13 protein-coding genes are annotated in these 14,546 nt (G+C 40.7%); 10 read left to right on the plus strand and 3 right to left on the minus strand.

Annotated elements, in window-relative coordinates; translation table 11 throughout:
- Positions 1-26 precede the first annotated feature (26 nt).
- The 3 genes from AMD01_RS07900 (at position 27) to AMD01_RS07910 (ending at position 2,518) form a co-directional block, all read left to right on the plus strand.
- Positions 27-710, plus strand: a complete 684-nt coding sequence (locus AMD01_RS07900) for a metal-dependent hydrolase (RefSeq protein WP_053400845.1) — start codon at positions 27-29, stop codon at positions 708-710.
- A 136-nt stretch (positions 711-846) separates the two neighbouring features.
- Entirely contained in the window at positions 847-1,083 is a 237-nt protein-coding gene (locus AMD01_RS07905) for a hypothetical protein (protein ID WP_157052658.1), read from the plus strand.
- A 118-nt stretch (positions 1,084-1,201) separates the two neighbouring features.
- Positions 1,202-2,518 (plus strand): CBS domain-containing protein, encoded by a 1,317-nt coding sequence (locus AMD01_RS07910; protein ID WP_053400846.1) that lies wholly within the window; start codon positions 1,202-1,204, stop codon positions 2,516-2,518.
- A gap of 73 nt (positions 2,519-2,591) precedes the next feature.
- On the opposite strand, the gene AMD01_RS07915 is transcribed toward AMD01_RS07910, so the two are convergent.
- A complete protein-coding gene (locus tag AMD01_RS07915; protein WP_053400847.1) occupies positions 2,592-2,885 on the minus strand; it encodes a YtpI family protein in 294 nt (97 codons plus the stop codon).
- A gap of 191 nt (positions 2,886-3,076) precedes the next feature.
- Here AMD01_RS07915 and AMD01_RS07920 point away from each other — a divergent pair, with 191 nt between their 5' ends.
- Positions 3,077-4,009, plus strand: a complete 933-nt coding sequence (locus tag AMD01_RS07920; RefSeq protein ID WP_053400848.1) for a DHH family phosphoesterase — start codon at positions 3,077-3,079, stop codon at positions 4,007-4,009.
- A 54-nt stretch (positions 4,010-4,063) separates the two neighbouring features.
- Here AMD01_RS07920 and ytrI read toward each other — a convergent pair whose 3' ends face one another.
- Together ytrI and ytrH are read right to left on the minus strand one after the other, a co-directional pair.
- The gene (ytrI, locus tag AMD01_RS07925; protein ID WP_053400849.1) at positions 4,064-4,582 is read right to left on the minus strand and encodes a sporulation membrane protein YtrI; all 519 of its coding nucleotides are present in this window, start codon (positions 4,580-4,582) and stop codon (positions 4,064-4,066) included.
- Positions 4,579-4,899: a sporulation membrane protein YtrH gene (ytrH, locus tag AMD01_RS07930; RefSeq protein WP_053401051.1), complete on the minus strand. Its 321-nt coding sequence runs from the start codon at positions 4,897-4,899 to the stop codon at positions 4,579-4,581. The genes ytrI and ytrH overlap by 4 nt, the downstream gene beginning before the upstream one ends.
- A 195-nt stretch (positions 4,900-5,094) precedes the next feature.
- Here ytrH and dnaE point away from each other — a divergent pair, with 195 nt between their 5' ends.
- The 6 genes from dnaE (at position 5,095) to pyk (ending at position 14,494) form a co-directional block, all read left to right on the plus strand.
- Positions 5,095-8,439, plus strand: coding sequence for a DNA polymerase III subunit alpha (dnaE, locus tag AMD01_RS07935; RefSeq protein ID WP_053400850.1), 3,345 nt, complete (start codon positions 5,095-5,097; stop codon positions 8,437-8,439).
- A gap of 108 nt (positions 8,440-8,547) precedes the next feature.
- Complete coding sequence (gene ystJ, locus AMD01_RS07940; RefSeq protein WP_053400851.1) at positions 8,548-9,777, plus strand: NADP-dependent malic enzyme; 1,230 nt, start codon at positions 8,548-8,550, stop codon at positions 9,775-9,777.
- A gap of 45 nt (positions 9,778-9,822) precedes the next feature.
- Positions 9,823-10,431, plus strand: a complete 609-nt coding sequence (locus tag AMD01_RS07945; RefSeq protein ID WP_053401052.1) for a FadR/GntR family transcriptional regulator — start codon at positions 9,823-9,825, stop codon at positions 10,429-10,431.
- 150 nt (positions 10,432-10,581) lie between these two features.
- Positions 10,582-11,448, plus strand: coding sequence for an acetyl-CoA carboxylase, carboxyltransferase subunit beta (gene accD / locus AMD01_RS07950; protein ID WP_053400852.1), 867 nt, complete (start codon positions 10,582-10,584; stop codon positions 11,446-11,448).
- Complete coding sequence (gene accA, locus AMD01_RS07955) at positions 11,442-12,419, plus strand: acetyl-CoA carboxylase carboxyl transferase subunit alpha (RefSeq protein WP_053400853.1); 978 nt, start codon at positions 11,442-11,444, stop codon at positions 12,417-12,419. The genes accD and accA overlap by 7 nt, the downstream gene beginning before the upstream one ends.
- A gap of 317 nt (positions 12,420-12,736) precedes the next feature.
- On the plus strand, positions 12,737-14,494 hold the full coding sequence (gene pyk, locus AMD01_RS07960; protein WP_053400854.1) for a pyruvate kinase: 1,758 nt from the start codon (positions 12,737-12,739) through the stop codon (positions 14,492-14,494).
- The last annotated feature ends 52 nt before the right edge of the window (positions 14,495-14,546 follow it).

The raw sequence follows: 14,546 nt of genomic DNA on the forward strand, positions 1-14,546 counted from the left end.
AGTTTTTAAAAAAAGGAGCGTTACATATGAAAATTTCGTTTCATGGTCATTCCGTTGTCAAAATTCAAACAGGTGGGAAAACGATTCTAATTGATCCTTTTATTAACGGTAATTCTACAACTGATTTAAAGGCTGACGAGGTAGAGGCTGATTACATCATTTTATCTCACGGTCATAATGATCATGTAGGTGACACGGTGGAAATTGCAAAACGCAGTAATGCAACGGTAATTGGAACAGCTGAAATCGCGACATACTTTGGCTGGAAAGGATTAAATACTCATCCTCTTAATATCGGTGGTTCATTCAAATTTGATTTTGGTACCGTGAAGCTGACGCAGGCATTCCATAGCTCTAGCTATACGGATGAAGAGTCACAGCAGCTTATTTACATGGGTATGCCAGCTGGAATTCTACTAAAAATCGAAGGTAAAACGATTTATCATGCGGCAGATACGTCTCTTTACTCAGATATGAAGCTACTAAAGGAATTTGAAAACATCGATTTAGCTTTTCTACCAATCGGAGATAACTTCACGATGGGACCAGACGACGCACTTGTGGCGGCGGAATGGATCGGAGCGAAAATGGTCGTTCCTGTTCATTACAACACGTTCCCAGTAATTGAACAAGATCCACATGATTTTGTCTCACGTTTAAAAAGTGCAGAAGGACGGGTTCTTACTCCAGGAGAAGAAATCGAATTATAATACCATATGTAAAAAGGCACGGGAGAATCTTCTCGTGTCTTTTTTGTATGAGAGCTGAATATAAATAGTAGTAAGCATCTCTTTGTGAACATTGGCTTTTAGAAGAGGTGAATTTACGAGAAGGGCAGGAGTTGGCGTGAAGCAAAAAGAACAAGTGTCACTACTTTTATGCGGGGTTATGCTGTACTACGCAGTACCGAGAATTCAACTAAACACGGAAAGTGTACAAGGAGTCTTCGGATTATCATGGATGCTGCTTGCACTTTTGGTGATTGGAGGGAACGTCTCCTCCCTACTGTACCGTCGTCCACAGATTGCTAGAACGAAAGCGAAACGTACAGGTAAGCGAGTAATCAGACAGCGAGGACAATAAAGTACGGACAGCAGAAATTGAAAAGGTTTACTCTCACCCTTATAATAGGTAATAGTAGAGAAAGAAGGACGTAAGAGAAAAGACATCTACAAAAGTGAAAATAAAAGGGTGAACTATTTTGGCTACAAAGCATGAACAAATACTGCAACACATTGACTCGCTACCGATTGGGGAAAAAATTTCTGTTCGTCAAGTAGCAAAAGTGCTTGGAGTAAGTGAAGGTACGGCTTATCGCGCCATTAAGGATGCGGAGAACAAAGGATATGTCTCAACGATCGAACGAGTAGGGACGATACGAATTGAGCGCAAGAAAAAAGAAAATATTGAAAAGCTAACTTATGCAGAAGTTGTCAATATTGTGGATGGACAAGTGCTAGGTGGACGTGAAGGCTTGCATAAAACGCTGAATAAATTTGTCATTGGGGCAATGAAGCTAGAAGCCATGATGCGCTATACGGAAGCAGGGAATCTACTGATTGTTGGTAACCGGACGCAGGCACATGAGCTTGCATTGGAAACGGGAGCTGCGGTTCTAATTACAGGTGGATTTGATACAGATGAACGTGTGAAGAGATTAGCAGATGAGCATAAGCTTCCAATCATCTCGACAACCTACGATACGTTCACGGTTGCTACTATGATCAACCGTGCGATTTATGATCAGCTGATTAAGAAGGAGATTGTACTCGTTGAAGATATTTTAACACCGGTATCGGACACCGTTTTTTTGAATACGCAAGATACCATTAGTAAATGGTACGACTGCAATGAGGAAACAAAGCACAGTCGTTTCCCAGTTGTGGATCAGAACTTAAAAGTACATGGAATGGTAACTTCAAAAGACGTAATGGGATTTGACCCTGCACTCGCAATCGAAAAAGTAATGACAAAAAATCCACTTGTTGTTCACCGAAAGACGTCGGTTGCTTCCTCTGCTCATATGATGGTATGGGAAGGAATTGAGGTACTACCTGTAGTAGATGACAACCACCGACTAGAGGGGATCATTAGCAGACAGGACGTACTAAAGGCACTGCAAATGATTCAGCGTCAGCCGCAGGTCGGGGAAACGATTGATGATATTGTGACCAATCAGTTCGTTGATATTACCGAAGCAAAAGGAGAGGCGTATTATCAATGTGAAGTTACCCCACAAATGACGAATTATATGGGGACGATCTCGTATGGGGTTTTTACCACTGTTGTAACGGAAGCAGCAAATCGCGTTCTGCGTTTTTATAAAAAGGGAGATTTAGTCATTGAAAATGTGACGATCTACTTTATTAAGCCGGTGCAAATTGATAGTACGCTTGAAGTTCATCCGAAGCTCCTCGAACTCGGACGAAAATCAGGTAAAATCGATGTAGAAGTCTTTAATGAGGGTGTGCTTGTCGGAAAGGCGCTGATGATGGCACAACTTTTAGACCGCACATAAGAAACAAGCGACCTCTCTAGTTGATTAAGGTCGCTTTTTCCTATGTTTTTTTCTTGCAAAATGGTTGTGGTTCTCATTTTCCCGCTTCTTTTAGAGCAAGTGGCAAATAGTATTTATAAGCACGGATGCCTGCCCACATGCTTCCACCGCCGACAAGGAGAAAGAGAATTCCTACGCCGATTGTAAGAGGCATGCTAGCGGTAATAAGTTGGTTAACGCCAAACATAAAAACAAAGAAACCTAATGCAATGCTGGATTTGGCTGACAGCCACTGTTTTTCCATCGGTTTTTTACATTGAAAATACTTTGCTTTGTAAAACAAATAAACACCAAGAGAGGCAATAATTAAGACCGCAAATACTAACATGGCACTCCTCCATTTTTTAGCAATAGCGTTTTCTTTTATTGTAGCGAAAATTACTAGAATCTTCTATACTTTAAGAAACTTCTCTTTAACAAAATGGTTTTTTTATGATTAAATAAAGAAAAACTTGCCGCTTTGTATTTGGCTGGTGCCATTGCTTGTTTGAAAAAAGCTCAACATTAAGGGAGATACATATGAACGATCAACTATTATCGATTATGAAAGAATTTGATACGATTATTATTCATCGCCACGTGCGACCAGATCCGGACGCTTACGGTTCACAGTGTGGATTAGCTGAAATTCTAAAAGCTTCTTTCCCACAAAAAAATATTTATACCGTAGGAAAAGAAGAACCTACGTTACATTTTTTATATCGAATGGATGAAATCCCAGATGACGTATACGACGAGGCTCTTGTTATTGTATGCGACACAGCTAATCAAGAGCGCGTTTGTGACCAGCGATATAAGAACGGAAAGTATTTAATTAAAATTGACCATCATCCGAACGAAGATCCGTATGGTGATAAGCTGAAAGTTGATACATCGGCTAGCTCAACGAGTGAAATGATCTACGAATTTTATTTAGAGAATAAAGATCAGCTTACTTTGAGTGATCGAGGTGCACAGCTAATCTTTGCTGGAATGGTAGGGGACACAGGACGCTTTTTATTTCCAAGCACGAAGCCTAAAACAATGCGATATGCAAGCGAATTAATGGAGTATGATTTTAAAATTCAAGACTTATATGATCAGCTGTACCGAACAAAGCGTAATCTTGCACATTTACAGGGGCACATCTTGCAACACTTTGTGCTAGAGCCATCAGGAGTAGGACATATGATTGTGACTCAAGATATGCTGAAACGCTACGAAGTAACGGCTGGTGAAGCATCACAGCTCGTCAGTATTCTTGGAAACATTGAGGGAATGAAAGCGTGGGTATTCTTCGTTGAAGAAGAGAACTTAATTCGTGTGCGCCTACGTTCAAAAGGGCCAGTTATTAATCAGATTGCACGCAAATACAAAGGGGGAGGGCACCCACTTGCAGCTGGTGCCTCGATCTATTCATGGGATGAGGTTACCCCGATGCTAAAAGATTTGGAAGCTTTGTGCGCGGAATAGAGCATGGAAACGCAACAAACGTAAAAAAGAGCCATTCGTGTAAATGGCTCTTTTTTACATATCATTTTTAGCGCTTTTGATTTTAAGCTCAATGGAAAGCGTTGTATAAAACAGAACCTGATGCACCTCTACTGTGTACTTCATTTTATTAATTTCATAGTTTTTGTTTTCAATCGCTTTTTTTAATAAATCTTTCGTTTTGTATACATCATAGATATCCTTTGAAACGAGATGTTCAATTTCTTCTTTTACACCTTCTTGAATCAAATAAGAAGAGTAGGAGTCTAGCTTGTAACGTTCTCCGTTAATAATTTTCACTTTAATTGCTTGCACCATTAAATCATGTTCTTTTTCTTTATTGAGCTCCTCGATGTTGTTCTTCCATAGAGCAATTTCTTGACTAAGATTTTCAATCTGATTTTTTTGTTTAACAATCGTTTTAATTTGTTGATCTTGGAGAATTCCGTAAATCATGAGAAAAACACCCCAACTAATAAGAGCACCTATAAATAAACCGGCAAAAAAACGCTGCCACCCAGGAGATTTATATTGGTTGGCATCTGGCATTCTCATGAATGGATGTACTCCTGTGTAAACCATTTAATAATAAGGGCACCAGTCTGGGCGCCTCCCATAGCGGAAAGAATAAATAAAATTTGTTTCACGACATCTTTTGTGGCACCTTCAAAAATTCCTCGTTCAAAACTGTAGAAGGTATCAAATGTTCCTCCAATAGCAGCAACGAGTGCCCAAATTCGTAGATTGCTAGAGAGTGTGTACATGTAATAAAGGGGAGGTTTTTTAATTAAAAAAGCTCCAAATGCTCCAACGAACGAGCCCCCTATAATAACGCCTAATGCAATAAAATAACTTAAAATAAATAAGGACATAAAGTCATCTTTCACTTCGTGTGTTCACTCCTTCTTTTTAACATACTAGATTTACTTTATAAGCAGAAGGTGATTGATGTGCTAGTCTCTTTACATATATATGGACAAACTAAAAGAGATATGTAATTTGTCTGTTTGTCCCACAAAATTTATAATGAAAATAAGAAAATTTATGTGGTAAGGGTGGGAATGAACATGACGTTTGTTCATCTTCAGGTACAAAGTGCCTTTAGTCTATTGAATAGCGCGGTGACAATTGAAAGGCTTGTTGATCAAGCGGATAAGAACGGATTTAAGGCAGTAGCCCTTACAGACGAAAATGTAATGTACGGGGCAATAACGTTTTATCAAAAATGTCGAGAGCGTGGTTTAAAACCAGTTATAGGATTAACAGCCTCCGTTTTAGAGGATGATCAAAATCCTACAGGAGAGGCACATCCATTAGTGCTTCTTGCTAAAAATGAGCAGGGGTACCGAAATTTATTAAAACTTAGCAGTGCTGCGAAAACAACAGAGTTTAGTGGAGTTAAAAAGAGCTGGCTCGTCAATTACCGAAGTGGATTAATTGCCATCACCCCAGGAAAAAGAGGAGAAATTGAGCAGTCTTTGTTTAGTGGAGAAAAAGAGAAAGCCGAAAAGGCGCTGCTTTATTTTATAGAGACGTTTGGTCGTGAGAATTTTTATCTTTCCGTTCAGCGGCACGGAGGTGCAGAGGATGATCTGAATGATCGCCTTCTTTCCTTTGCAAGTGAACACGATGTCCCGCTTGTCGCCACAAACGACGTTCGTTACTTAGAGCAGGAAGATCATATGGCCTACGATTGTTTAACAGCAATTGGAGAAGGAAAAACGATTGATGATCCAGAACGAAAACGACTGGAAACAACGGAACATTTTCTAAAAAGCCCTGTGGAAATGGCGGATTTGTTTCATGACCTTCCAGAGGCGATAAATAATACAGTGCGGATTATGAATGAGTGTAACGTGACGTTGGATTTAGGACGAATGCTGTTACCTAGATATTCAACGCCTAACGGGGAACGTGCAGATGACTACTTAGAGATGCTTTGTCAAAAAGGGCTTGAAGCGAAAGTAGCGAACGTAACGCAGGCGTATTCTGAGCGATTATCGTATGAACTTTCGGTTATTACCAACATGCGTTTTAGCGATTACTTCCTCATTGTGTGGGATTTTATGGATTACGCACATCGTCAGCAAATTATTACAGGGCCTGGACGTGGATCTGCAGCAGGTTCGTTAGTTGCGTATGTGTTAAATATTACGAACGTAGATCCGATCGAGCATGAGCTTCTATTTGAACGATTTTTAAATCCAGAGCGTGTCACGATGCCGGATATCGACATTGATTTTCCTGACAATCGACGAGACGAAATGATTCAATATGTGGCAGGGAAATATGGGAAACATCACGTGGCTCAAATTATTACGTTTGGTACGTTAGCAGCAAAGGCCGCAGTACGGGACGTGGGAAAAGCGCTGGGGATAGAGGCAGCAGAAGTAAATCAGCTATCAAAGCTTATTCCGAACCGAGTAGGAACGACCTTGAAATCCGCTTACCGTGATGTTCCCAGGCTTCAACAGTTTTTAGCACAGTCCGAAGCAAGGAAAAAATGGTATGAGACGGCGTTAAGCATTGAGGGGCTGCCTCGCCACACGTCTACACATGCGGCGGGAGTTATTATAAGCGATCGTCCCCTAACAGATCATACACCTGTAGAAGATGGGCACGATGATGTTTATTTGACACAGTTTGCGATGGGAAGTCTAGAGTCAATCGGTCTACTGAAGATGGACTTTTTAGGTCTGCGGAACCTTACGATTATTCAAGATATTTTAAAAGGAGTCAAACACGAAACGGGGCACGATCTCATTCTTGATGATATTGCACTCGATGATGCTGAAACATATCGTCTCCTTTCAAAAGGCGATACGACAGGTGTTTTTCAGCTCGAATCAGAAGGAATGCGTAACGTGCTAAAACGTCTGAAGCCGACAAGTCTAGAAGATATCGTGGCGGTCAATGCGCTTTACCGTCCGGGTCCGATGGAAAACATTCCAGTTTATATACAGCGAAAGCATTCGAATGAGGCGGTGGAATATCCACACCCTGACTTAAAAAGAATACTTGATAAAACGTATGGAGTCATTGTGTATCAGGAGCAAATTATGCAAATTGCCTCTCTTATGGCAGGTTTTACATTAGGGGAAGCCGATCTGTTACGCCGCGCCGTTAGTAAAAAAAATCGCCAGACCTTGCAAGAACAACGTGCACATTTTGTTGAGGGATCTCTTCAGAAAGGTTATAGCGAGCAAACGGCGAATGATATATATGATTTAATTGTTCGTTTTGCTGATTACGGGTTCAACCGAAGTCATGCTGTGGCCTATAGTATGATTGCCTATCAGCTTGCCTATTTAAAAGCGAACTACCCTCAGCATTTTTTCTCGGCTCTTTTAACGAGTGCCATTGGGAATGAGGATAAATTATCTCAGTATATATACGAAGCGAAGCAGCGGGACATTCGGATTTTGCCACCTTCTATTAATCAAAGTCGTTTTAACTTTTATGCTGAAAACCAATCATTGCGCTACAGTTTAGCCGCTATTAAGCATGTCGGGGGAACGGTATTAAAAGAGATTTTTCAAGAGCGAAGAAAACGACCGTTTCAGGATTTATTCGATTTTTGCATGAGAGTATCGCTAAAAATTGTTAACAGACGTGTCATTGAATCACTCATTTTAGCGGGCTGCTTTGACGAATTTGGCGAAGAGCGTGCCACTCTTCTTGCCTCAATTGATGTAGCGATTGAACATGCGGGATTAGTGAGTGATGATCTGTTCTTTGATGAAGAGTTGAACTTAAAGCCAAAGTATGTCTCGGTAGAACCGATGACACAGCAGCAGAAGCTTGAGCAGGAAAAAGAAACGTTAGGATTTTATTTATCAAGTCATCCTGTCTCCTTGTATAAAGAGGTGTTCCAAGATCAAGAAACAACGCCCATTTATGAATTACTACTAGCACCTTCAGGTACGACGTTAAGCGCAGGAGTCATGCTGACAAATGACCGAGTCATTCGCACGAAAAAAGGTGAAGAGATGGCTTTTCTTACGCTGACCGACGAAACAGGTGAATTAGAAGGCGTTGTCTTTCCACGCGTTTACCGAAAATACGCGGAGCTTATTCAAAAAGGACGCGTGCTACTCGTAGCGGGCAAGATTGAGGAACGAGATGATAAGCGACAGCTCGTCATTCAGCATCTCGAGGCGGCTGAATCCTTATCACCGACAGATCTTTTGTATTTGAAAATAACAGATGAGCAAAAGAAGCAGGGAATTTTGCGTGATGTTCAACATCACCTTGTAGCATCACAAGGTTCTACGCCTGTCATGGTGTATTACGAAAGTGAAAAAAAACTTGTTCAACTTCCACGAGACTATCGGGTCGAGGTGAATGACGAGCTAATGACGCTTCTTAAAAATCAACTTGGAAGCGATCACGTTGCGATAAAAAAATTATAGTTTACATCTTCCGAAGGTTGTTATATGGTAGAATAGTCAAAAGTGGTCAGACCACTATAGAGTAAATATAAAAAAGTATTTTTCCAATATAGTAAGGAGTGATCGAGCGTGTCATTACGCGAAGAAGCACTACATATGCATCGCATCAACCAAGGAAAATTAGAGTCAAAGTCGAAGATTCCAGTCCGAAATGCTGAAGACTTGAGCCTCGCTTATTCTCCAGGAGTAGCAGAGCCTTGTAAAGATATTTATGAGGATAAAAATAAAGTGTATGAATACACGATGAAAGGCAACATGGTTGCCGTTGTTTCTGATGGAACAGCTGTATTAGGACTTGGAAATATTGGCCCTGAAGCTGCTCTTCCGGTAATGGAAGGAAAAGCAGTGCTATTTAAGAGCTTTGCAGGTGTGGATGCATTTCCAATTTGTCTTAACACAACTGACATCGATAAAATAGTAGAGACGGTGAAACTGCTTGAGCCTACTTTCGGTGGGGTGAACTTAGAAGACATTGCGGCGCCTAACTGCTTTGTTATTGAAGAGCGTCTGAAGAAGGAAACGAACATTCCTATTTTCCATGACGATCAGCACGGCACAGCGATTGTAACCGTAGCAGGTCTTTTAAATGCATTAAAACTTGTAAACAAAAAAATGTCTGATATTAAAGTAGTGGCTAACGGTGCAGGTGCAGCGGGTATTGCGATCATTAAATTGCTATACACGTACGGCGTGCGAAATATCGTGATGTGTGATTCAAAAGGTGCTATCTTTGAAGGTCGTACACACGGTATGAATAGTGTAAAAGAAGAAGTTGCAAAATATACGAATCATGAGAAAACGGAAGGTTCCTTATCTGACGTTATTAAAGACGCAGATGTTTTTATCGGTGTTTCAGTAGAGGGTGCTTTAACGTCTGAAATGGTTCAATCAATGAAGAAAGATCCAATTATCTTCGCGATGGCAAATCCCGTACCAGAAATTATGCCAGAAGAAGCGAAAGAAGCGGGAGCAATGGTCATTGGAACAGGGCGATCTGACTTCCCTAACCAAGTAAACAACGTACTAGCGTTTCCTGGTATCTTCCGCGGTGCATTAGATGTTCGTGCGACGCACATTAACGAAAAAATGAAAATGGCGGCTGTAGAGGCAATTGCTGATCTAATTGGTGAATCAGAATTGACGGCTGACTACGTTATTCCGGCTCCGTTTGATGCACGTGTAGCACCTGCTGTTGCAGCAGCTGTAGCGAAGGCAGCAATGGAAACGGGTGTGGCAAGAATTAAAGTAGATCCAGCAGAAGTGGCGGAGAAAACTCGACGATTAGCGATTATTGAGTAAAGTGAGTGGATATTAATAGTGACGACGGAAAAATCGAAAGTGTACATGGAGATTTTAACGGAGATCCGCCACATGATCGAACGAGATAAGCTTCAAACAGGAGATAAAATTCCTTCTGAGCGCGAACTGTCTGAAAAAATGAGCGTTGGACGTTCTTCTGTACGGGAAGCGTTACGAGCTCTTGAATTAATTGGAATTATTGAAACGCGAAGAGGAGAAGGAACGTTTATTAAAGAGATTGGTGAGCATCAGTTTATCGATATTTTAGCAACGTTTCTTCTGCAAGATAGTAAGGCCAAACAAGATTTAATTGAAACGAAATACTGGATTGAAGAAATTGGATTGAAAACGTTTTTTGATCGTTTTACTGCTTCCGACATTCAAACATTTGCACAAAAAATGCAAGCAGAAGGATTGCAATATAGCGAGGCTTTTGATAGGATATTTCAACGTGTCGAGAATCGACTATTGTATCGAATTTGGAGAGTCGTTGAAGGCTACTTCCGAGCGTTTAATGAGCCAGCATCTTCCGAGGGAAATCAGTTGAATATCCAAGGAATTCTTCGAGCTTTGGCTACTTCTAGTGAAGATGATGTCTTACAAATACACAAAAATGTCTATAATGATCTGATAAATGTAGAAATTGTCGAATAGGACATGTCATCATTCTACAACAATTATTGCTGTCTTTTTGTAAAGTAAGAGAAAACCCAGCAACGGTTTATGTATACAGATACAGACTCAAGAGCTTCATTCTTCTAATCGTTACGATTAATTTTAGAAGAGGATAAAGGAGGGTGTACTTTGGCGCTAAAGGATTTATTTGTCAAAAAGAAAAAATATGCATCTGTTTCATCTGAGAACCTAAGACAAGATGTACCAGAAGGCATTATGGTGAAATGTAAAAAATGTAAAAAAATTATGTACGCAAAAGAGTTGAATAAAAACTTAAAGGTGTGCTTGAACTGTGGGCATCATCATCCGATGAGCTCCTTTGAGAGAATTGAAAGCTTAGTAGATGAGGGCACATTTGTGGAGTACGACAAAGAAATGGTGTCACAAAATCCACTTGAGTTTCCTGATTACCTGGAAAAGCTTGAAAAAGACCGTGAGAAGACGGATATTAACGAAGCTGTTGTAACAGGTGAAGGTGAAATTAATGGTTTCCGCGTAGTACTAGCTGTTATGGATGCCCGTTTTAGAATGGGAAGCATGGGATCAGTTGTAGGAGAAAAGATTACAAGAGCAATTGAAAAAGCCGCTGAGCAAAATCTGCCGTTCATTATCTTTACAGCATCTGGTGGAGCTCGTATGCAAGAAGGCGTATTGAGTCTTATGCAGATGGCTAAAACGAGCGCAGCTCTTAAAATGCTAAGCAATAAGGGTGGGCTTATTATCTCAATGATGACACACCCAACAACTGGCGGAGTATCGGCAAGTTTTGCTTCACTAGGTGACTACAACTTCGCTGAGCCAGGCGCGCTGATTGGATTCGCTGGTAGACGTATTATTGAGCAAACGATCCGTGAAGACTTACCGGAAGATTTCCAAACGTCGGAATTCCTCTTAAAACACGGGCAGCTTGATGCGGTTGTCCATCGTCATCAATTAAAAGAAACACTAACCAATATTCTAGATATTCATATGGAAGGCGGTGACTCTGAGTGGTAGGAGAATTAGAATTTGAGCGTCCAATAGTAGAGCTTCGAAATAAAATCCAAGAACTGAAAGATTTTTCGAAAAGCACAGATGTTGATTTAACATCTGAGATTGATAAATTAGAAAATCGCCTTAGCAAGGTGGAAACGGATATTTATGATCATCTGACTCCTTGGAATCGTGTCCAAATCGCTCGCCATCCAGAACGTCCCACTACATCGGATTATATTTCAAAGCTGTTTACGGGCTTCTTTGAATGTCACGGGGATCGTTACTATGGTGACGATGCGGCAATTATCGGTGGCATTGCTAAGTTTCATGGTGTTCCTGTAACTGTTATTGGACATCAGCGTGGTAAAGATACAAAAGAGAATATTCGTCGTAACTTCGGTATGCCTCATCCAGAAGGATACCGTAAGGCGTTACGTTTGATGAAACAGGCAGAAAAGTTTAATCGTCCAATCATTTGCTTTATTGATACAAAAGGAGCTTATCCTGGAAAAGCAGCGGAAGAGAGAGGGCAAAGTGAAGCCATCGCAAAAAATATTTTTGAGATGGCTGGCTTAACTGTACCCGTCATTTGTGTCGTGATTGGTGAAGGTGGAAGTGGCGGTGCCTTAGCACTTGGTGTGGGGAATCATATTCATATGCTTGAAAACTCCACATACTCCGTTATTTCACCAGAGGGCGCAGCGGCTCTTCTATGGAAGGATGCTTCTTTGGCTAAAAAAGCAGCAGAATCCATGAAGATTACAGCCCCTGATCTAAAAGAACTGGGTATTGTCGACGACATTATCTCTGAAGTAAAGGGCGGCGCTCATCGCAATCTAGAGGAACAATGTGAAAATATGGATGAAGTGTTAAAAAAATCCTTAAGTGAACTTCAAGATTTATCTCAAGAAGAGCTTGTTTCACAACGCTACCTGAAATACAAAAAAATCGGACAATTTTCAGCTGAAAACGATACCATCAGCGTTAAATAGGAAAACGTACCCTCGATGTAAAAAAAGAGGGTGCGTTTTCATTTTTTTCGGACGATGCTCGTCTATTGTCATTACTCATTCTTCATGTTATTTTATATAAGGCAAAAACGTATCGTAATAACATGAATTTGCAAGTAGGGTAGCAAGTAGAGTAAAATTTGATTGGGAAACATATTCATTCATTTTTGCTTGTACATACCCAATCACGTTAATCGTTATTTCAGTCAACGTTGTATATTACGGTTGGCTTCGTAAATAATGGAATTATCAATTCAATGATAAAATAGATGCACCAAAGAATTAAGGAGGATAAATCAATGCGCAAAACAAAAATCGTAGGTACTATTGGACCAGCTAGTGAAAGTGTGGACAAGTTAGTAGAATTGGTAGACGCAGGCCTTAACGTATGTCGTCTTAACTTTTCTCACGGGGACTTTGAAGAACACGGTGCGCGTATCGTAAACATCCGTGAAGCAGCACAAAAAACAGGTAAAACAATCGGTATTTTATTAGATACTAAAGGACCTGAGATCCGTACACATACAATGGAAAACGGAGCAATTGAGTTAGTAAAAGGCTCAAACATTACGGTTGCAATGGAAGAAGTAATTGGAACAACTGAAAAGTTCTCTATTTCTTATCCAGGATTAATCAAAGACGTACACGTTGGTTCAAAAATCCTTTTAGATGACGGCTTAATTGGTCTAGAAGTAGTAGGAATCGACGAAGCCAAAAATGAAATCGAAACAAGCATATTAAACACAGGTACACTGAAAAACAAAAAAGGTGTAAACGTACCTGGTGTAAGTGTAAACCTTCCAGGGATTACTGAAAAAGATGCAAACGACATCGTATTCGGTATCCAACAAGACATCGACTACATCGCAGCATCTTTCGTACGTCGTCCATCTGACGTGTTAGAAATCCGTGCATTACTAGAAAAGCATAATGCAACTCACATTCAAATCATCGCTAAAATTGAAAACCAAGAAGGCGTAGACAACATCGACGGAATCTTAGAAGTTGTCGACGGATTAATGGTTGCACGTGGAGACTTAGGGGTAGAAATTCCTGCTGAAGAAGTACCTCTAGTACAAAAGGAACTAATTAAAAAATGTAACGAACTTGGTAAACCAGTTATCACTGCTACTCAAATGTTAGATTCTATGCAACGCAACCCACGTCCAACTCGCGCAGAAGCAAGTGACGTAGCGAACGCAATTTTTGATGGTACAGATGCAATCATGTTATCTGGTGAAACAGCAGCAGGTTCTTACCCTGTAGAAGCTGTTCAAACAATGAACTCAATCGCTTCTCGCGCTGAGCAAGCATTAAACTACCGTGATATTTTAGATCAACGCAGCAAGGAAATTGGATCTGCTATTACAGATGCAATTGGACAATCAGTTGCTCATACGGCTATGAACTTAGGTGTAAGTGCAATCTTAGCTCCAACTGAAAGCGGCTATACGGCAAAAATGATCTCAAAATATCGTCCACAATCTCCAATCATCGCTGTTGCAGCTAACGAGCGTGTAGCACGTAGCTTGGCACTAGTTTGGGGTGTGAATACTGTAATCGGTGAGCATGTAAACTCAATCGATGAAATGCTTGATCATTCTGTAGAAGCTGGTGTGAAAACGGGTCTTGTTGCACATGGTGACCTAGTTGTGATCACTGCCGGTGTTCCAATCGGTGAATCTGGTGCGACAAACTTAATGAAAGTACACGTTGTTGGTGACGTATTAGCGAAAGGCCAAGGAATTGGTCGTCGCACAGCTACTGGCAAAGTAGTAGTAGCAAAAAACGCTCAAGAAGCAGAAGCTAAAATGGAAAAAGGTGATATCCTTGTAACGATCGGAACAGATCGCGACATGATGCCTTCTATTGAAAAAGCTAGTGCTGTTATTACAGAAGAAGGTGGCTTAACTAGCCATGCTGCTGTAGTAGGCTTAAGTGTTGGTGTTCCTGTTATCGTAGGTGTTGATCATGCAACAACAACATTCAAAGACGGACAAGAAATTACAGTAGATGCTAACCGCGGTGTTATCTACAACGGTCATGCAAGCATCTAATCATTACGAATAGACAAAAGCGACAGGGGTTCTCCTTGTCGCTTTTTTTATC

Origin of the sequence: Priestia koreensis (assembly GCF_001274935.1) — a bacterium.
GTDB lineage: Bacteria > Bacillota > Bacilli > Bacillales > Bacillaceae_H > Bacillus_AG > Bacillus_AG koreensis.

Bases quoted from the DNA above. Each gene is read 5' to 3' on its own strand.
- AMD01_RS07945 (WP_053401052.1), top strand. From the start codon at position 9,823: ATGGAGATTTTAACGGAGATCCGCCACATGATCGAACGAGATAAGCTT.
- AMD01_RS07900 (WP_053400845.1), top strand. From the start codon at position 27: ATGAAAATTTCGTTTCATGGTCATTCCGTTGTCAAAATTCAAACAGGT.
- pyk (WP_053400854.1), top strand. From the start codon at position 12,737: ATGCGCAAAACAAAAATCGTAGGTACTATTGGACCAGCTAGTGAAAGT.
- AMD01_RS07920 (WP_053400848.1), top strand. From the start codon at position 3,077: ATGAACGATCAACTATTATCGATTATGAAAGAATTTGATACGATTATT.
- dnaE (WP_053400850.1), top strand. From the start codon at position 5,095: ATGACGTTTGTTCATCTTCAGGTACAAAGTGCCTTTAGTCTATTGAAT.
- ytrI (WP_053400849.1), bottom strand. From the start codon at position 4,582: ATGAGAATGCCAGATGCCAACCAATATAAATCTCCTGGGTGGCAGCGT.
- AMD01_RS07915 (WP_053400847.1), bottom strand. From the start codon at position 2,885: ATGTTAGTATTTGCGGTCTTAATTATTGCCTCTCTTGGTGTTTATTTG.
- ytrH (WP_053401051.1), bottom strand. From the start codon at position 4,899: ATGTCCTTATTTATTTTAAGTTATTTTATTGCATTAGGCGTTATTATA.